Source organism: Variovorax xiamenensis (genome assembly GCF_050916385.1).
Lineage (GTDB): Bacteria > Pseudomonadota > Gammaproteobacteria > Burkholderiales > Burkholderiaceae_C > Variovorax.
Genome location: NZ_CP139038.1, coordinates 1720697 through 1739554 on the forward strand (window position 1 = coordinate 1720697; position 18858 = coordinate 1739554).

An 18858-nucleotide genomic window follows, 5' to 3' on the forward strand; every position below is an offset into this window, starting at 1 on the left:
CAATGGATTCCAAACTGTCTTCCAGCCATCCCCACGGGCTGGCTTTTCCCGACGCGCTGATGCGCGAGGTCAAGGCGCGCTTCCTGCAGGTCGACCATGACCACCACGGCCGCGAACGCCTCTACTTCGACAACGCCGGCGGCTCCTTCCGCCTGAAGGCCGCGGCCGAGCGTTTCGCGCAGGTCGATGCCATTCCCGACAACGCCGAGCGCATCCACGCCACGGCCGTCGAGCTGCAGGACATCCAGGCGAAGGGCTGCGCCGACCTGCGCACCATCCTCAACGCCACCGGCGGCAGCGTGTACGCATCGCTCACCGCCTCGGGCGCCATGTTCGACATGGTGCGTGCCATCGCCGAGAACGTGCCGGGCACGAACATGGTCACGACCGTGCTCGAGCACCCGTCGGCTTTCGACGCGATGAGCCTCTACGCCCAGCGCCTGGGCCGCGAGCTGCGCGTGGCCAAGAGCAACCCCGTCACCGGCGGCGTGGACGTGGACGAGATCGTGCGACTGGTCGACAAGGACACCTGCCTGCTCAACGTGATCTACGCATCGAACATCTCCGGCGCCAAGCTCGACATGGCCGAGATCGTGCGCCGCGCGCGCGAGATCAAGCCCGACCTCTACATCCTGGTGGACGCCGTGCAGCACGCGCCGCACGGCCTCATCGACCTGCAGAAGGCGCCGGTGGACGGCATCAACCTCGCACCCTACAAGTTCTTCGGCTGCCGGGGCTCGGGGCTGTCATGGGTGTCGGAGCGCGCGGCCGTGCTGCCGCACCACAAGCTCGCGGGCAAGAAACCCGACTACTGGGACCTGGGCAGCTCCGCGCCGTGGCAGTTCGCGGTGCTCACGGAAATCGTCGACTACGTTTGCTGGCTGGGCGGGCACTTCACCGATGCGGCCGACCGCCGCGCGCTGTTCGCGGCCGGCATCACGCACATCGAACTGCATGAGCGCGCGCTGCTCGCGTTGCTGCTCGACGGCAACGAGAACGCCACCGGCATGCGCAGGCTCGAAGGCGTCAGCGTCTTCCTCGACTACCCGGACCTGAGCAAGCGCGACCTGATCCTGGGCATCGGCTTCGACCGCATCGACTGCACGCAGGCCGTGGTCGAGTACGCGAAGCGCGGCGTGACGGTGTACGAGCGCGTGGCGAGCAGCATCTACTCGAAGCGCATGCTCGAATCCTTCGGGCTCAAGGGCACGGTGCGGGTGTCGCCGCTGCACTGCCATTCGGTGGCCGACATCGAGAAATTCCTGCGGATCACGAGCGAGATCGCGGCCGATGTCCGTGGTTGACATGGGACTGTCATAAACCGTCATATTCGCTAGTTAGTATGTTTCTCTACCCCCGTCCACAGGGGGAGAGGAGCATGAGATTTGGAAATCCGCAAGCTGATCGCGCCGGTGCTGGCCGCGGTCCTGCTGGCCGCCGTGGCGGGGGGCGTCTGGTACTCGAACACCCGTCTGCACGATGACTCGGCCACCGCCGCCGCGGCCCGGATCGAGCAGGAGAAGCAGGTCACGCTGCGCGGCCTGATCGGCTCCGAGAAAGAGACCTTCTTTGCCGACCCGCGCGTGCAGAAGGCACTGGCCGCGCAGGGCATCACCGTCGTCGTCGAGAAGGCCGGCTCCCGCGCCATCGCCAGCCGTTACGACGCCAGCAAGTTCGACTTCGGCTTTCCCTCTGGCGCACCCGCCGCGGCGCAGCTCAAGACGCTGGCCAAGGCGCCGAACGTCTTCAACCCGTTCTACACGCCCATCGTGCTGGCCAGCTGGCGGCCGATCGCCGAGATCCTCGTGGCCAACGGCATTGCGCAGAAGCAGGGCGACTTCTACTACGTGGTCGACCTGCCCGGCCTCATGGCCATGATCGAGAAGGGCACGCGCTGGAAGGAGCTGAAGGCGAGCAGCGCCTTCTCCACCAGCAAGTCGATGCTCATCAACTCGACCGACGTGCGCACCTCCAACTCGGCGGCCATGTACCTCGCGCTCGCGAGCTACCTCGCCAACAGCCAGCAGATCGTGCAGAGCCAGGAAGACGTGGACCGCGTCATGCCCGTGGTGGCGCCGCTCTTCCTGCGCCAGGGCTTCCAGGAGCAGTCGTCGGCCGGGCCCTTCGAGGACTACCTCGCGCTCGGCATGGGCAAGGCGCCGCTGCTGGTGGCCTACGAATCGCAAATGATCGAGTTCTGGCTCAAGAACCCCGACCGCCTGAAGAGCGACATGGTGCTGCTCTACCCCAGGCCCACCGTCTATTCGAAGCACGTGCTCGTGCCCTACACGCCGGGCGGCGCGCGCCTCGGCGCCGCGCTGGAGAACGACCCGGCCCTGCGCGAGCTCGCGCACGAATACGGCTACCGCACCGGCGGCGATGCCAAGGGCCCCGAGACCTGGGCCGCGCGCGGCGTGAAGGTGCCCGAGGTGCTGGTCGACGTGATCGATCCGCCGAGCTTCGAGTGGCTCGAACGAATGACCACGGGCATCGAAGCCCGCTTCAAGTGAATGAACACAGGAACGCCATGAACGCACCCGTCACCACCACCACGACAGCCACCGCATCCGCTCCCATCGACCTCCAGCCCCCGCAGGCCTTCACCCTCGAGCCGCCCGCGCCCGTCGCGCCGGTGCCGGTGGAGTCGGCCAGCGGCAAGGTGCGCCTGAAGGCCGAGGACGTGGCCGAGCTCGACGCGCAGGTGGACCGCTTCATCGAGGACATCACTGCGCACGACAGCCAGCATCCGCAGTTCAAGGAAGCGGTGGAGCGCATCCACTCGATGGGCAGCAAGGACATCGAGGCCTCGGCATCGGTCTCCAACCGCATGCTCGAGCGGCCCGTGGGCTCGCTGCGCAATGGTCTCTTCGACAAGGGCGCGCAGATCGGCCAGTCGCTCATCGACCTGCGCCACCAGGTGGAAGACCTCGATCCGTCGAAGCAGGGCGACCTGTTCTCGGCGCGCAAGCTGCTGGGCCTCATTCCGCTGGGCAACAAGCTCATTGCGTACTTCGAGCGCTACCAGTCGTCGCAGTCGCACCTCAACGCCATCATCGAATCGCTCAAGCGCGGCAAGGACGAGCTGCTGCGCGACAACACCGCCATCGAGCAGGAGAAGGTCAACCTGTGGACGCTGATGGAGCGGCTCGAGAAGTACGTGCACATCGGCAAGGCCCTCGACGGCAAGCTCGACGCCAAGGCGCGCGAGCTCGACACCACCGACCCCGAGAAGGCCCGCGTGATCCGCGAGGAAATGCTCTTCTATTCGCGCCAGAAGGTCACCGACCTGCTGACGCAGCTGGCGGTGAACATCCAGGGCTACCTCGCGCTGGACATGATCCGCAAGAACAACCTGGAACTCATGAAGGGCGTGGACCGCGCCACCACCACCACCGTGGCCGCGCTGCGCACCGCCGTCATCGTGGCGCAGGCGCTGTCCAACCAGAAGCTGGTGCTCGACCAGATCAGCGCGCTCAACGCCACCACCGGCAACCTCATCGCCAACACCAGCGAGATGCTGCGCGACCAGAGCAGCGCCATCCACCAGCAGGCGGCCTCCAGCACCATCGAGATCGCCAAGCTGCAGCAGGCCTTCGCCAACATCTACCAGACCATGGACACGATCGCCGACTTCAAGAGCCGCGCGCTCGACTCCATGCAGACCACGGTGGACACGCTGACCAGCGAAGTCGCCAAGAGCCGCACCTACCTCGACCGCGTGCGCCGCCAGGAGGCGACCGAGGCGATGAGCCAGCCGCGCGGCGAGGTCGCGCTGTGAGCCTGCTGAAGCGGCTGCTCGCGCTCGCGGCCTTCGCTGCCGTGGCGGTGGGGCTCGCTGCCTGCGGCAAGGAAGACCAGGCGCAGGCCACGAATGCCGCACCGGCCGTGGCTGCCGGCTCGGCCTTCACCATCCTCGCGGGCTCCGAACTCAAGGACCTCGAGGCGCCCATCGTCGCCGCCGCGCAGTCGGCCGGCGTGGATGTGAAGTTCTCGTACGCCGGCACGCTGGACATCGTCGAGCGCATCAACGCCGGCGAGCGCTTCGACGCGATCCTGCCGCCGAACGGCGCATACCCCGCGCTCGCGCTGCAGGCCAAGCCGGTGGCGCGCGACAAGCTCTTCTACTCGCGCATCGCCCTCGGCGTGAAGAGCGCCAAGGCCGCGCAGCTGGGCTGGAACAAGAAGGCGCCCGGCTGGGCCGAGATCGCGAAGGCGGCCGGCGCCGGACAACTGCGCTACGGCATGACCAATGCCACCAGCTCCAACACCGGAATGAGCGCGCTCTTCGCCGTGGCCTCCGCGCTCGCGGGCAAGACCGAGGACCTGACGGCGCAGGACGTGGACGAGAAGACGCTGAAGGCCTTTCTCTCGGGCCAGAAGCTCACGGCCGGCAGCTCGGGCTGGCTGTCGGACGCCTACGTGAAGGACCCGTCCGCCATCGACGCGATGGTCAACTACGAGGCCGTGATCCTGCGCGCCAACGAGAAGCTGCCCCCGGCCGACAGGCTCACGCTGATCTACCCGCGCGACGGCATGATCTCGGCCGACTACCCGCTGATGCTGCTCAACGCAGACAAGCGCGATGCCTACACCAAGCTCGTCGGTACCCTGAAGGCCGCGCCCTTCCAGCGCGACGCGCTCTCGGCCGCCTTCCTGCGCCCCGCCAATCCCGAGGTCGCGGCTGCCTCCGCGCTGCCCACCGCCGCCGTGGCCGAGCTGGGCTTTCCCAACCGGCTGGATGTGATCGACGCGGTGCTCGGCACCTACCAGTCGCAATGGCGCAAGCCCGCCACCTCGATCTTCGTGCTCGACCTCAGCGGCTCGATGGCCGGCAAGCGCCTGGCGTCGATGCGCGAGGCGCTCAAGCTGCTCTCGGGCGCCGACGAGTCAGCCACCGCGAGCGCACGCTACAGCGCCTTCCAGAGCCGCGAGCGCGTGGTGCTCATCACCTTCTCCACCGACGTGCAGGAGCCGGTGTGGGTGCGCTTCGATGCCGACCACATCGCCGCCGCGCGCGAAGAACTGCGCCGGCTGGCCGATGGAATGTCGGCCAATGGCGGCACCGCCATTTACTCCGCGCTGGCCGCGGCCGAAGACCTTGCCCGCAAGGAACAGCAGCGCGAGCCCGACCGCTTCGTGAGCATCGTCCTGCTGACCGACGGCGAGAACAACTCGGGCCTGAAGCTGCGCGAGTTCCGCGACCGCTATGCCGCGGGCGGCGTGCCCGCGCGCATCTTCCCCATCCTGTTCGGCGAGGCCAACGTGGGCGAGATGCAGGAGATCGCGCAGCTCTCGGGCGGGCGCGAGTTCGACGGCCGCAAGCTGCAGCTCGGGCAGGTGTTCAAGGAAATCCGGGGCTACCAGTGATGCCGCAGCGTTCGCTGAAGCTGCGCGCGCTGCTGTTCCTGTACGGCAACGGCAACATCCTGGGCTGCGCGCTGGCGCTGCTGGGGCCGGCTCTGCTCTTCGCCGGCGTGATCGACCGGGGCTGGCTGCTCATCACCGCCGGCCTCTACGTGGCCGGTTGCCTGCTGGGCCGCAAGGCGCCGGAGCTGGAGCGCCGCATCGAGGACAGCCTCAGCGTCGAGCAGACGCTGGAGCGCCTCGATCGCGTGGTCGAGCAGGCGCAGCCGCACCTTACCGAGGACATGCGCAAGAGCCTCGACAACGTGCGCGGCTCCGTCGGCGAGGTGCTGCCGCGCCTCGTGGGCGCGGGATCGCACGGCGACGACTTGTTCACGGTGCGCGAGACGGTGCTGCGCTACCTGCCCGAGACGCTCGCCAACTACGTCGCGCTGCCGCCGGCCTTCCGCATCACGCACGCGGTGAAGGACGGCAAGACCGCGCGCCAGCTGCTCGGCGAGCAGCTGGGCCTGCTCGACGCCAAGCTGCGCGAGATCGTCGCCAACGTGGCTTCGAGCGACGCGGCCGCGCTGGTGGCCAACGGGCAGTTCCTCGAGAAGAAATTCCGCCAGCCCGACTTTCTCGCGGGCTGAACGGGGCCTTTCAGAACGGGTAGTGCCGCGGCGTCGTCTGTACCGTGACCCAGCGCAGCTCCGTGAAGGCCTCCACGCCCGCACGTCCGCCGAAGCGTCCGTAGCCCGAGGCCTTCACGCCGCCGAAGGGCATCTGAGCCTCGTCGTGCACCGTGGGGCCGTTCACGTGGCAGATGCCCGACTCGATGCGCCTCGCCACGTTCCATGCGCGCGCCACGTCGCGGCCGAACACCGCCGACGAAAGGCCGAACTCGTTGTCGTTGGCAATGGCCACGGCTTCTTCCTCGCTGTTCACGCGCACCACCGCCTTCACCGGCGCGAAGGATTCCTCGCGGTAGATCTCCATTGCCGGCGTCACGTGGTCGAGCACCGTGGCGGGCATCAGCGTGTTCTCCGCCTTGCCGCCGCACACCAGCTTCGCGCCCTTGGCCAGCGCGTCGTCGATGAGCGCGTTGCAGCGCTTCACCGTGCTCATGTCGACCACCGAGCCGAGCACCACGGGGCCTTCGCGCGGATCGCCCAGCGGCAGCGCCTGCGCGCGGGCCGCGAACCTGGCGACGAATTCGTCGGCCACCGCGTTGTCGACCACGATGCGCTCGGTCGACATGCAGATCTGGCCCGAGTTGGCGAAGGAGCCGAAGATGGCTGCGTTGACTGCCGCGTCGACATCCGCGTCGTCGAGCACCACGAAGGGCGCCTTGCCGCCGAGTTCGAGCACGGCAGGTTTCAAATACTTTGCGCAGGTCTGTGCGATGAGCCGGCCCACGCGCGTGGAGCCCGTGAAGTTGACACGCCGCACGGCAGGGTGGGCGACCATCGCCTCGACCACCGCGCCGGCATCGGCGGGCGCATTGGTCACGAAGTTGACGACGCCCTTGGGCAGCCCGCCTTCGTCCAGCGCTTCGATGATGAGCGCGTGCGTCTGCGGGCACAGCTCCGAGCCCTTCAGCACCACGGTGTTGCCGCAGGCCAGCGGCGTCGCGATGGCGCGCGTGGCGAGGATCACCGGCGCGTTCCACGGCGCAATGCCTACCACCACGCCCGCCGCCTGCCGCACGCCCATGGCCAGGCTGCCGGGCACGTCCGAAGGAATGACCTCGCCCGCGATCTGCGTGGTGAGCGATGCGGCTTCGGTGAGGATGCCGGCCGCCAGGTGCACGTTGAAGCCGGCCCACAGGGCAGAGGCGCCGGTCTCGCGCGCCATCGCCTGCACGAAGGCATCGGCGCGCGCTTCGAGCGCGTGCGCGGCCTTCAGCAGCGCGGCGCGGCGTTCGCCGGGGCCGGTGGCCGACCATGCGGCGAAGGCGCGGTGCGCGGCCTCGACGGCGGCCACCGCGTCGGCCGGCGTGGCCGCGGGTGCGCGCGTGGCGATGCCGCCGTCCAGCGGGTTGCGGCGCTCGAAGGTGGCGCCGCCGGTGGCCGCGCGACGCTCGCCGTCGATGAGCATGGAAATGTCGGTCATGGGTGTCCTTTGCAAGAAGGGGAAGGAAGAGGGGGATGGAAGAAGAGCGATCAGGCGACGCCCAGGTAGGCCTGGCGCACTGCATCGGAATTCAGCAGCGCCTGCGCTTCGCCCGAGGCCACGACGCGGCCGCGTTCGAGCACATAGCCGCGGTCGGCGGCCTGCAGCGCCTTGCGCACGTTCTGCTCGACCATCAGCACCGTCACGCCCTGCGAGGCGATGCGGCGCACGATGGAAAGCAGCTCGTCCACCATGCGCGGCGCGAGGCCCAGCGAGGGCTCGTCGAGCATCAGCAGGCGCGGCCCGCTCATCATGGCGCGCGCCACCGCCACCATCTGCTGCTCGCCGCCGCTCATGGTGCCGGCGAGCTGCGTGGCGCGTTCCTTCAGGCGCGGAAAGTCGTCGAAGGCGCGCGCGAGCCGCTCGGCGCGCAGCCGTGCCGGAATGAGCCAGCCGCCGAGCTCGAGGTTCTCGGTAACCGTCATCTGCGGGAAGAGCTGGCGCCCTTCGGCCACCAGCGCGAGGCCGCGCTTCACGCAGGCCGTGGCATCGGCCGAAGGCAGCGCCGCGCCGTCGAGCAGCACCTCGCCGGTTCGCGGCAGCAGACCGGCCAGTGCCTTCAGCAGCGTGGTCTTGCCCGCGCCGTTCGGGCCCAGCACGACGGTCACGCCGGGCTGCACGTCCAGGCTCATGCCCTGGATCACCTGGAAGCCGTGATAGCCGGCCGACAGGCCGCTCACGCTCATGTGGCTCATTTCGGCGCTCATGCCGTCGCCTCCATCTCGTCGCCGAGATAGGCCTCGACCACCTCCGCGTTGCGCACCACCTCTGCGGGCGTGCCGTCGGCGATCTTGCGGCCCTGGTGCAGCACCAGCACGCGCTCGACGTACTTCAGCAGCGTGGCCACCGCGTGCTCGATCCACACGACCGTGAGACCGTGCTCGTCGCGCAGCCGGCGGATGCGCCGCGCCATCGCGTCGACTTCCGCCTCGGTAAGCCCGGCCGCTACCTCGTCGAGCAGCAGCACGCGCGGCCGCGTGCCGAGCGCCATGCCGATCTCCAGCAGCCGCTGCTGCGATGGCGTGATGTCGGCGGCGATGTTCCGCGCCAGACCACCGAGGCCCAGCATGTCGAGGATCTCCCCCGTGCTGCCCAGCCCGGCGATGGGCTCGCGGTGTCGGCCCGCGAACTGCATGCCGAAGCGCACGTTGTCTTCGAGCGTCATGCCGGCCATCACGCGAGGCGTCTGGAAGGTGCGCGCTATGCCGTGGGCCGCGTACAGGTGCGGCCCGCGCCGCGTGAGGTCGATGCCGCCCTCGACCAGCAGCCTGCCGGAAGTCGGCATGACCACGCCCGAGATGGCATTGAAGAAGGTCGTCTTGCCTGCGCCGTTCGGTCCGATGATCCCGACGATCTCGCCCGAGTGCAGCACGGCGCTCACCGAATCGACAGCGGTGAGGCCGCCGAAGCGCACGGTGAGCTCGCGGGCTTCCAGCAGCAGCTGCGGATTGCTCATGGCCGTGCCTCCCGCGGTGCCGCCGCTGCCTTGCGCCGCCACAGCGACGCGAGGCCGTCGGGCAGGTACATCACGCACAGGATCAGCAGCAGCCCCAGCACCATCATGTAGCCGTAGGGCAGCTGCAGCCGCAGTGTTTCGGACAGCAGGCTGAACACGATGGCAGCGGCCACCGGACCGCCGATGCTGGCCGCACCGCCGATCATCGCGATCAGCACCGTCTGGAAGCCGATGAAGGGGCTGAACACAGCCGGCGGGTCGATGTAGGTCCAGCGCACCGCCATGGCCGCGCCGACCGCACCGGCGAAGGCTGCGGTGAGCGCGAAGCCCATGACCTTCACGCGGCGCGTGTCCACGCCCAGCGTCTGCGCGCGCTGCTCGTCGGCGCCGACGCCCGAGAGCGCGAGGCCGAAGCGGCTGCGCCTGACCAGCAGGGCAGTGGCGATGGCGGAACCCGCGATTGCCAGCACCGTGAGGTAGACCGTCTCGTTCGAAGGAACCACGGTCAACACGCGTCCGACCGTGCCCGAGACCTGCTTCTCGACGAAGGTCACGGCGTGGCGGATCAACTCCGTCATGCCGAAGGTCAGCACCGCGAAATAGGTGCCGCGCAGGTGCAGCACCGCCGCACCCATCAGAACCGCCACCGCGCTGGCAATGGCCGCGCCGCTCAATATGACCAGCGGCCACGGGAGCACATCCAGCAGCGTCGCGCTCGCATACGCACCGAGTCCGAAGAAGGCCGATGTGGCAAGAGAGAGGTAACGCGTGGCGCCGCAGAACAGCGACCAGCTCGTGGCCAGCGCGATGTACATCAGGCAGCCGAGCGCGACCGAGGCCACGAACTCGCTCGCGATCCACGGCACGGCGGCCGCCAGCACGAGGCCGATGCACAGCACCCACCACGGCCTCATTGTCGAAGGGGAAGAAATCATTTTCTGGAGAACAGTCCGTTGGGCCGCCAGATCAGCACGCCGATGAACACGGCGTACGACAGCAGCATCTTGAGCGAGGGGCTGGTGAAGTGCATGCCCAGCGCCTCCACCACGCCCAGCAGCAGGCCGCCGACCAGGCTGCCCGCGACGCTGCCGAAGCCGCCGAGGGTGATGACGATCAGCGCCGTGACGGTGTAGGGCTCGCCCATCGAGGGAGAGATTTCGTATGTCATCGACAGCAGCGCGCCCGCCACGCCCGACAGGCCCAGGCCGATGCCGAACATCAGCGGATGCAGCCGCTTCGTGTTGATGCCCACGAGCTGCGCGCCGGTGGGCGACTGCATCAGCGCGCGCACCGCCTTGCCCAGCAGCGTGAGCCTGAGCAGTGCGATGAGCACCAGGCTCAGCGCCAGCGCCACGCCGAACAGCACCAGCTTGTTGGCGGTGAAGCGCATCTCACCGAGCTGCACCGGGTCGGCCAGGTAGTCGTAGCCGCGCAGGTCGCCGCCCCAGGCCAGCAGGGCGGTGTTCTGCACCAGGAACATCAGGCCGAAGCCCACCATCAGGCTGCGCGCCTCGAACACGTCCACGTTCGGCGCGCGCGCCGCCACCTGCCGGAAGCACAGCCGGTGCACCGCTATGCCCAGCGCCATCAGCAGAAGGAAGGCAACGGGCATGAACAGCAGCGGCGACACGCCCAGTGCGGTGTGCGCCCACCACGTCGCGAAGGCGCCCAGCATCAGGAACTCGCCGTGCGAGATGTTCATGATGCGCATCAGCCCGTACTGCAGGTTCAGCCCGATGGCCACCAGCGCGTAGATGCCGCCCGTGATCAGTCCGCCGGCAAGGAGCTCGGCCCATCCAGAGAAAGACACGTGCTTACTTCCAGGCCGGCTTGGGCATCAACTGCGCGGTGGCGCGGTCCTTCGGCCAGACGACTTCGAAGTCGCTGCCCTGCCATTGCGACACCGTGCCCGGAATGGACGCGTTCTCGCTGCCCTCGAAGCGGATCGGGCCGAGGATGGTCTTGAACTCGGTCTTCGCGATGTGCTCGCGCAGCGCCTTGCGATCCAGCCCGATCTTCTCCACCGCCTGCTGCAGTATCTGCAGCCCCGCCCACGCGTGGCCGCTGGCCCAGCGGTCGGGTTCCTTGCCGAACTTCTTCGTGTGCGCGTCGAAATACGCCTTGGCCTCGGGGCTCGTCTTTCCGTTCCACGAGCCCATGCCGATCACGCCCTCTGTGTTGGCGGCCATCACGTTCTTGTAGAGCTGGAAGGCCGTTCCCACCGAGGCGTAGAAGTACTTCGGGTTGAAGCCCACCTCGCGCGCCTGCCGGCTCGCGAGGATGGTGTCGGGCGGGTAGGTGATGCCGATGAAGGCGTCGGGGTTCAGGTCCTTGATGGTGCGCAGCACCGGCGCGAGGTCTTTCACGCCCAGCGGGTAGCTCTTGCGCTCGACCACCTGGATGCTCGTCTTCTTCAGCGCGTTGTTCAGCGCCGCGAAGTTCTCCAGGCCGAACAGGTCGTCCATGTAGACGATGGCGATGGTCTTCACGTTGTTCGCCACCAGCATGTCGACCAGCGCGCCCATCATCTTGTCGGGCTGCTGCAGCAGCGAGAAGAAGAAGGGCAGGCGCATGTCGATCAGCTTGCGCGAGAGCGCGGTGGGCGCCAGCAGCGGATAGCCGAAGCGGTTGGCCAGCGGCGCGACTGCGAAATTGGCGCCGGAGCCCCAGGGCGGCAGCACGAGGTCGACCTTGTCGCTGCCCATGAGCTTCTCGAAGGTGCGCACGCAGGTCTCGGTCTCGCTGCGGTCGTCGTAGCCGATCAGCTCGATGGGACGCTTCGCGCCCTTCACCGACAGCCCGCCCGCCGCGTTGACCTGCTCGGCCCACAGCAGGTAGTTGGGTTCCTGGCTCACCTGCGCACCGGCGGCCCATGGGCCGGTGCGTGCGATGGCGTAGCCGATCTTCACGGGACTGCCCGTACTGTTCTGGGCGAACAGTTGCGGCGCGACGGCGGCGGCGCCCAGGGCGGTGGCGGTGCCCTTGATCCAGTGACGGCGATTGGGTCGAAGCATTGGGGTCTCCTCCGGGCGTCGGTGTGCGCCCGCTGCCCGGAATCGTAGAAACGGAGGACTTCGGGCGCTGTGCCAGCCGCGCACAAAGCACTTGACGCAGCGTGCATGCGTCTAGTGGTTAACCCGCAATCCCCTGGGCTTCGAAGGCGCTTCACAATGCGCGGCAACCCGGCTTCGTGCTGAAATCTTTCGTTCTCGTCGTCCACTGCCGTCCTTGCCGACCAGCTCGCATGACCGCCTCATTGCTCCTGTCCACCGACCAGATCCCGCCCAAGGAGCGCGGGCCGCTGTGGTGCGAATGGGTGTGGCGCCACTTCGGCGGACTGGGCTCCGACCTCTACGACGACAGCGAATTCGACGGCCACCTCGCGGCCTCGCACGCGGGCGACGTGATCCTCACGCGGCTGGAAGCCAACCGGCACCGCGTGCTTCGCACCACGCAGATGGCGCGAATGAGCGAGGCCCCCTACCTGAAGATCGTCGCGCCCTGGCAGGGCTCCGCCGAGGTCACGCAGCGCGGCCGCGCCGCCGCCGTGCGCTCGGGCGGCTGGACGCTCTACGACACCACCGCCGACTACACCGTGGCCAACCCCGAGCGCAGCGACCACCTCATCGTGATGCTGCCCAAGGACCAGATCGCATCGCCCGCGCTGCCGCTCAACGACCTGGTGGCGCGGCGTATCGGCGGCGGCAGCGGCATCTCGCGCGTGGCGCTGGAGACCATGCGCAACACGTACCTCGAGCTGCCCTTCATGAGCGAAGCAGCGGCGCGCGGCGCGGGCGAGCTGCTGATACAGCTTGTGCGCCTTTCGCTGATGGAGCTGGCAGGGCAGGAGACGCCGCAGACGCAGCGCGAGGCATTGAAGGACCGCATCCGCCGCCACGTCGCGCAGAACCTGCACGACCCTTCGCTCTCGATAGACAGCATGGCGCTGGCCCTGCGCTGCAGCAAGCGCCTTCTGCACAGCGCCTTCGCCGACGACGACGAGACGCTCAACGGCTACATCCAGCACCAGCGGCTGGCGGCGAGCATCCGCGAACTGCTCGATCCGGCGAACGCGGCGAGGTCGATCACCGACATCGCGCTCGCTTCGGGCTTCGGCAATCTCTCGCACTTCAGCCGTGTGTTCCGCGAGCACACGGGCGGCAGCCCGAGCGAGTTCAGGCGGCAGGCGGCGTTGCGCTGACCAATGCGAATACTGCGTCAGCAGTAGCGCAGAAAAGCGGCAACTCGGGCCGCTAAAAATTCAATATCGCATCGATATCATCCCGGGCGGGTGCATCAAAGCAAGCCTGCAGGTTGAGGAACTTGCAGGCTCCGGTGCACCCGCATCAACAACGAGAAATTAATTTCCGGGAGGCCGTATGGCAATTCAAATTGACACGGATGGAATGATCATTCACGCGAAAGTCCGCAATGCGCGCAGCCCTGCGATCGAACGCGGCAGACGTACAAGCACGATCACAGGCATCGTTGTGCACCAGACCGATGCGGACACTTCAGCGTCCTCGCTGAACAGCTACACACGGCCAAAGGCCAATGGCGCGCATTTTCTTGTCGACACCGATGGCACTATTTACCAGACCGCCGCGATCTACCAGCGCACAAACCATGTCGGGCCGTTGAAGGCGAGGTGCCTGATCACCGGGAAGTGTTCTCCGCGAGACTATCCTGCGGGAGTGAACGCGGTGGACCCGATGCATCGCATCGAGATGCGCAGGGCGCCTGGCGACCGGTATCCAGGCAACATGGAGGCCATCGGCATCGAGATGGTGGGCAGAGCCAGGCTGCCAGCGGGGTTCCAGGTGCCACGAAACAACAAACTCTCCATGGACGAATTGAGAGGAAGGTACGGTGTATACGACACACCGACCGCAGCCCAGAACCAAGCCCTCTCGTGGCTCGTCAAGGTGCTCGAGGACTCCATGCAGATCGCACCGAGCGAGATATTCCGGCATCCGGAAGCCAGCAGAAAAAATACGACCGAGGCACAGGGTGCGAATTGGAATCTGCTTGTCCCGACGCCATGAAAAAAGTCATCATTTTTGCGGCAACGCTTGCCGCCGTCGCCATGGCCCTGCCGGTTCACGCGGCAGACAAGCGCTATCCGGCAGCCTTCGTAAAGTCGATCAAGATCGACAACCCGTCGGGGAAAACGGCGTGGGAGAACAAAGATTTTCTGGATTGCCAGGATGTTGTCTTGACCGTCGAGGATGTGTTCTACGCACTGCGTCATATGCGGAGGGTCTCAAAGAGGTCGTATCTCGTGCCGCAGGCGCAAGAAACCGGATGCGAGGGCAGTGCGCTCGTTACCTTCAAGAACGGAAGAATCCTCGCTGTCGGTATCGAACCCACGGGAAGAATCAGTACCGCGGAGTTGGACGAGGCGCTTGGGCCCACGAGTGACCCTGGAAGCTATTACGACTGCGAACCCTGCAACGATCGCAAGATGGCGCTGCTCAAAGATGCTCTGAATCGGGCAGATGAACGGCGCCTGAAGCGACTGGAGGCAGAAGGTCGGATTCCACCAGGGCAGGCGGAACCACGGCTTAAAGCTCTGCGGGAAAGCCGCGAGCCCAAGTCGCCCTCCAGGAACTGAAATCCATACGGTTGAACACGCCGCCTTCGGCGGCACGTGATCAAGAGGGCCGTGGCGTCCCGCTTTCTGGCTGCACCGCATCGTCCACGCTCCACGGGGCGTAGACCTCGGCGTGCAGGTCGGGCGAATTCACCTTCGCGAGCAGGTCGCGCACGTCGTCCTTCACGCGCGCCAGCGACAGGCGCACGCCGCGCACGCGCACGTACGCCGCGAAGTCGCACAGCGCCTCGATGCTGGTCGCGTCGAGGTCGGGCGACTCTTCAAGGCTCAGCACCATGCGTTGCAGGCCCGGCGTGGCGTCGATGCGCGCGCGGATCGATGCGAACACCGCGTCCGCGTTGCCGAAGAAGAGCGGCACTTCGGGCCGCGCAATGAGCACACCCGGCGGCACCACCGCCTCGGGGTGGCGCGCGGTGTCGACGAAGTCGTGGCTCTGGCCCAGCCGGCCGAGCCAGCTCACGGTGGTGCGCGAGAAGCCGCGCAGCAGCAGCAACAGGCTCACGCCGATGGCCGCCAGCAGGCCGTTGAGCACGCCCAGCACCAGCACCGCCGCCACAGCCACCAGCGCCACCAGCCGGTCGCGCCGCCAGTGGAAATAAGGCCGCAGGGCTGCCGGGTTCAGCGTGTGGCTCACCGCGTGGATCACGATGGCCGCGAGCAGCGGCTCGGGCGTGTGCGCGATCCATGGCAGCAGCGTGAGCACCGCCACCAGCACCACCAGCCCCGCCACGATGCCGGCCGCGCGGCTCCTGGCGCCGGCCGATTCGTTCGCCGACGTGGCCGAGTAGCCCGCTCCCACCGGCATGCCCTGGAACAGCGCCGACAGCAGGTTCGCGCCGCCCAGCGCCAGCAGGTCGCGGTTGGCCGACACGTTGTCGCCGTGGCGCATGGCGAAGGTGCGGATGGAGCCGTACGACTCGGCGTAGAGGATCAGCGCCATCGCGAAGGCCAGCCCTCCGAGGTTCTGCCACTGCGCGCGGTCGAGCTGCGGCACGGTCGGATGCGAGAAGTCGAGCGAGATCGGCCCCACCGCCGCCACGCCCCACGCATGGCAGAAGCCCTGCACGTCGAGCACGATGCCGGCCACGATCACCAGCAGCGCGGCCGGCACCGCGCGCCACCGTGCCAGGCCGCGCAGCAGCACCAGCGCCACGAGCGCCATGGCCGCGCCCGCGATGTTCCAGTGCCGCCATTCGGCCACCAGCCCGGCGAAGAGGCGGAAGAAATCGCTGTGCGCCGGATGCACGTCGAGCACCTTCGGCAACTGCTTGACCACGATGGTGAGCGCCAGCCCCAGCGCGAAGCCGCGCAGCACGGGCTTCGCGATCAGGCTCGACACCGCGCCCAGCCTCGCGACGCCCGCGATGACGAAGAACACCCCGGCGAGAAGAACGATGCCCATGCCCATCGCGAGCCGCGTGGCGGTGTCCACCCCCGTGACCGACGTGGTGGCCGCGAACAGCACGGCGGCCGAGGAAGACGTGGCGGAAACGATTGCGAAGCGGCTGCTGCCGAAGAGGCCGTAGACCAGCAGGCCCGCGAAGAGTGCGATCACTCCCGCCTGGGGCGGCAGCCCCGCGATGCCGGAATAGGCCACCGCCTCCGGAAGCAGCAGGCCCGCGATGGAAATGCCGGCCACGATGTCGGCGAAGCCGGGGCGGCGGGCGTTGGCAGTCGGTGTCGGCGAGGTTTCGGCGGCCATGGGCAGGCAAGTGTGCTGTTGTCGTCCCATGCTGGCAATGGCTTGCGGACCGGAAGCTGACTCATCGAACGGGCATACTCGCGCGCGCCCGAAAAACCATATATCTCTCCACAACAAGGATCCCATGTCAGGACACGGCTTTCACGTGCACGGCCCGCACGACCACGAACTGGAACACGCAACGAACGGCGGCCACGGTCATTCGGAAGCGTCAGGAGACCACGCGCATTCCGGCGGCATGAGCAGCACGAGCAAGATCGCGATGTGCACAGCGGTCATCGCCACCTTCGGCGCGATCTTCGCGTACATGGGCGGCGCCACGCAGGCCAATGCCGGCATCTACAAGAACAACGCCGCGATCAAGAAGACCGAGGCGTCGAATCAGTGGAATTACTTCCAGTCGAAGAGCACCAAGCAGGCGCTTGCCGAGTTCGCGCGCGACACCGCGGCTGACGACGCACGCAGGCAGGGCTGGCAGGCGAAGGTGACACGCTACGAGCAGGAGAAGACCGACATCCAGGCCGAGGCGAAGAAGCTGGAGGCGGAGGCGAGCAAGTGGGATGCGCAGTCGGATGAGCAGATGCACCAGCATCATCGGTGGGCTCAGGCTACTACTGTGTTGCAGGTTTCTATTGCGTTGGCTGCCATCGCCTTGCTGACGAAGAACAAGTGGCTGGAACGCGCGATGTTTGGGGTGGCGGTGGCGGGGTTGGCTGTGGGGGGGCTGGCGGCGTTGCACGTTTAGGTGTGGCGGCGTAGGGCTGATGTGTGTGCCCGCGCTGCATGATGTTGTGGGCAGAGTTCACTTCTACGTGCCATCAAGCTGTCGTTGTCTGTGTGCAGGCTTTCGGCTAGGCTGGAACAGCTTGTGCGGGTGCACCGCGTGGCAGTGCACGTCATCGTGGGGCCTTTGTCCAGAAACACGTCGATCATCACGGCCAGCGAAAAGATGGCCATAGATGGCGGATATCACAAACAAGAAGCATGAGGGAGAGTGCGATGGGGGATTCGAGAACCCGGTGGAGCAAGCGAGATGAGGCCTCGAAAAGGCCGAGAGACTTGCTTGATTTGAGGCGCTGCGCTATTTACGTCGAACGTCTGATCGCGTGCACATTTCTACTACTCATTTCTTGTGTGACACATGCAGCAATGCCAACACTCTCCGGTTGGTACGCAGAGGACGTTCGGCCGCGCGAGATGGAGGCTACCTATCAAGAAGCTTGCGACGACGCTCTTGCACTAGCCAAGACAACCTATGCATCCTGAGGGGCAGTAGAACTTCAAATCGTTTTCTACAGCGGTGATCCTGATGCAAAAACAGCCGTGCTATGCCGGACGCATGTTGTTGGAACGAATATATATCCCGATTACGTTGCCTGGCACACAAACTACTGCCCCGCGAACAGCACAAATATGTCGACTGGGGATAGCTGCCAGTGCAACTTTCCCTTCCAACGGGACAGAATCCATGAGACGGAGTGCCGGCGCGTAGGTTTAAAGGCGTCGGCAACACAGGGGAGTTGAAGATGAGCATGCTGTGGGCAGGTAAGCGCGAGCGCAGGCCAGTTTGGCAAGCTTCGCTTTGGAATAGGTTTGGGGTCAGCTTTTTTTGCTTCGGGCTCTTCTTGTTGCTCACTTTAGCGAATGGGCAGGCGCATGCATTAGTTTCGAAAACTCGAGGTTGGGGAACCTCTACGGCCGCACCATTGTTTCCGACACCTGAGGCGCTTTGCTTGTCTGGCATGGCAGGAGCCAGTTCAATGGCGGTCGATTTTGATCATGCCGAGATCACAGTGATGCCATGGGGGGATCAATACGCATCATGTGGTTGGAAAAGTAGCACTACCAGTGGCGGCATCCTTTGGAGCGGCGGTGGTCAACTGCTTGCCGCATGTCCTGCAAACAGTACGGCATCTGGAGCCGATTGCGCATGCACCCGATATACACAAGAAGACGGGGCTCGAAGCGCTTGCATTCCCGCTGTCCCTGAACCCACCAATAGGTGTACGGCGGGGATATTTGTGGGACGCCCCATTGCACCGGGTACAGCTGAAAAATATAGATCTGAAGTGGACTGGTCAGATTCGGGTCCCAGCGCCTTGTCCTTCTCGCGCATTTACCGCAGTAGTTGGGCGAGTGATTCGGCGCGGGTTAGTAGTCCGCTCGGTCAAGTCTGGTCGCACAACTTCAGCACAAGACTGGTCGCCACGCCTGTCACAGCGCCCACGGGTGTAGCCATTACCAACGGCGAAGGCTATGTGCGGACTTTTGGCAAGACTTCCGGCACGACTGTTTGGAGCGCCGGCAACAGCGCCGACACGCTAGCGCAATTGTCTTCTGGCGCCTGGAGCTACCACCGTGCCGATGACAACACCACGTTGAGTTTCGACAGCTCCGGCAAACTGCAGACTGAGACGGACCGCAACGGCTGGATCGCCACTTACGCTTACAACGGTGCTGGCCAACTCGCCTCGGTCACGAACAGCTTCGGCCGCACCTTGGCGTTCGGCTATAACAGCGCCGGCCAGTTGATTACCGTCACAACTCCGGATGCCCGCGTCATCTTCT

Annotated in this window: 16 protein-coding genes and 1 pseudogene; 10 read left to right on the forward strand and 7 right to left on the reverse strand. The window is 66.4% G+C overall.

Annotation, left to right across the window (positions count from 1 at the left end; genetic code table 11):
* Positions 1-2 precede the first annotated feature (2 nt).
* The 5 genes from SFB74_RS07395 (at position 3) to SFB74_RS07415 (ending at position 5996) form a co-directional block, all read left to right on the forward strand.
* A complete protein-coding gene (locus tag SFB74_RS07395; protein ID WP_432730123.1) occupies positions 3-1304 on the forward strand; it encodes an aminotransferase class V-fold PLP-dependent enzyme in 1302 nt (433 codons plus the stop codon).
* Between the two features lie 81 nt (positions 1305-1385).
* A complete protein-coding gene (locus SFB74_RS07400; protein WP_432730124.1) occupies positions 1386-2510 on the forward strand; it encodes a hypothetical protein in 1125 nt (374 codons plus the stop codon).
* 17 nt (positions 2511-2527) lie between these two features.
* Positions 2528-3778 (forward strand): toxic anion resistance protein, encoded by a 1251-nt coding sequence (locus tag SFB74_RS07405; protein WP_432730125.1) that lies wholly within the window; start codon positions 2528-2530, stop codon positions 3776-3778.
* Positions 3775-5367 carry a substrate-binding domain-containing protein gene (locus tag SFB74_RS07410; RefSeq protein WP_432730126.1) on the forward strand — a complete coding sequence of 531 codons (1593 nt, stop codon included), beginning with the start codon at positions 3775-3777 and terminating at the stop codon, positions 5365-5367. The genes SFB74_RS07405 and SFB74_RS07410 overlap by 4 nt, the downstream gene beginning before the upstream one ends.
* Positions 5367-5996, forward strand: a complete 630-nt coding sequence (locus tag SFB74_RS07415; RefSeq protein WP_432730127.1) for a hypothetical protein — start codon at positions 5367-5369, stop codon at positions 5994-5996. The genes SFB74_RS07410 and SFB74_RS07415 overlap by 1 nt, the downstream gene beginning before the upstream one ends.
* 10 nt (positions 5997-6006) lie before the next feature.
* On the opposite strand, the gene SFB74_RS07420 is transcribed toward SFB74_RS07415, so the two are convergent.
* From SFB74_RS07420 to SFB74_RS07445, 6 genes are read right to left on the reverse strand one after another with little or no spacing between them, the layout of a single operon-like run.
* The gene (locus SFB74_RS07420; RefSeq protein WP_432730129.1) at positions 6007-7458 is read right to left on the reverse strand and encodes an aldehyde dehydrogenase; all 1452 of its coding nucleotides are present in this window, start codon (positions 7456-7458) and stop codon (positions 6007-6009) included.
* Between the two features lie 50 nt (positions 7459-7508).
* A complete protein-coding gene (locus SFB74_RS07425; protein WP_432730130.1) occupies positions 7509-8225 on the reverse strand; it encodes an ABC transporter ATP-binding protein in 717 nt (238 codons plus the stop codon).
* Positions 8222-8974: an ABC transporter ATP-binding protein gene (locus SFB74_RS07430; protein WP_432730131.1), complete on the reverse strand. Its 753-nt coding sequence runs from the start codon at positions 8972-8974 to the stop codon at positions 8222-8224. Before SFB74_RS07430 ends, SFB74_RS07425 begins: the two co-directional genes overlap by 4 nt.
* A complete protein-coding gene (locus SFB74_RS07435; RefSeq protein ID WP_432730132.1) occupies positions 8971-9888 on the reverse strand; it encodes a branched-chain amino acid ABC transporter permease in 918 nt (305 codons plus the stop codon). Before SFB74_RS07435 ends, SFB74_RS07430 begins: the two co-directional genes overlap by 4 nt.
* Positions 9889-9905: 17 nt before the next feature.
* Positions 9906-10784, reverse strand: coding sequence for a branched-chain amino acid ABC transporter permease (locus SFB74_RS07440; protein WP_432730133.1), 879 nt, complete (start codon positions 10782-10784; stop codon positions 9906-9908).
* A 4-nt stretch (positions 10785-10788) separates the two neighbouring features.
* Positions 10789-11988, reverse strand: coding sequence for an amino acid ABC transporter substrate-binding protein (locus tag SFB74_RS07445; protein ID WP_432730134.1), 1200 nt, complete (start codon positions 11986-11988; stop codon positions 10789-10791).
* A gap of 230 nt (positions 11989-12218) precedes the next feature.
* Here SFB74_RS07445 and SFB74_RS07450 point away from each other — a divergent pair, with 230 nt between their 5' ends.
* From SFB74_RS07450 to SFB74_RS07460, 3 genes are all read left to right on the forward strand, one after another.
* Positions 12219-13175 carry a helix-turn-helix domain-containing protein gene (locus tag SFB74_RS07450; protein ID WP_093196252.1) on the forward strand — a complete coding sequence of 319 codons (957 nt, stop codon included), beginning with the start codon at positions 12219-12221 and terminating at the stop codon, positions 13173-13175.
* Positions 13176-13353: 178 nt separating this feature from the next.
* On the forward strand, positions 13354-14019 hold the full coding sequence (locus SFB74_RS07455) for a peptidoglycan recognition protein family protein (RefSeq protein WP_432730135.1): 666 nt from the start codon (positions 13354-13356) through the stop codon (positions 14017-14019).
* On the forward strand, positions 14016-14588 hold the full coding sequence (locus SFB74_RS07460; RefSeq protein ID WP_432730136.1) for a hypothetical protein: 573 nt from the start codon (positions 14016-14018) through the stop codon (positions 14586-14588). The genes SFB74_RS07455 and SFB74_RS07460 overlap by 4 nt, the downstream gene beginning before the upstream one ends.
* Positions 14589-14628: 40 nt before the next feature.
* Here the strand turns inward: SFB74_RS07460 and SFB74_RS07465 are convergent, their stop codons facing one another.
* Positions 14629-16290: a SulP family inorganic anion transporter gene (locus SFB74_RS07465; protein ID WP_432730137.1), complete on the reverse strand. Its 1662-nt coding sequence runs from the start codon at positions 16288-16290 to the stop codon at positions 14629-14631.
* Positions 16291-16414: 124 nt separating this feature from the next.
* On the opposite strand from SFB74_RS07465, the gene SFB74_RS07470 reads away from it, so the two are divergent.
* On the forward strand, positions 16415-17035 hold the full coding sequence (locus SFB74_RS07470; protein ID WP_432730138.1) for a DUF4337 family protein: 621 nt from the start codon (positions 16415-16417) through the stop codon (positions 17033-17035).
* A 1051-nt stretch (positions 17036-18086) separates the two neighbouring features.
* Positions 18087-18548: pseudogene (locus SFB74_RS07475) on the forward strand (DUF6531 domain-containing protein); the annotation flags it as partial.
* Positions 18549-18858: the final 310 nt, after the last annotated feature.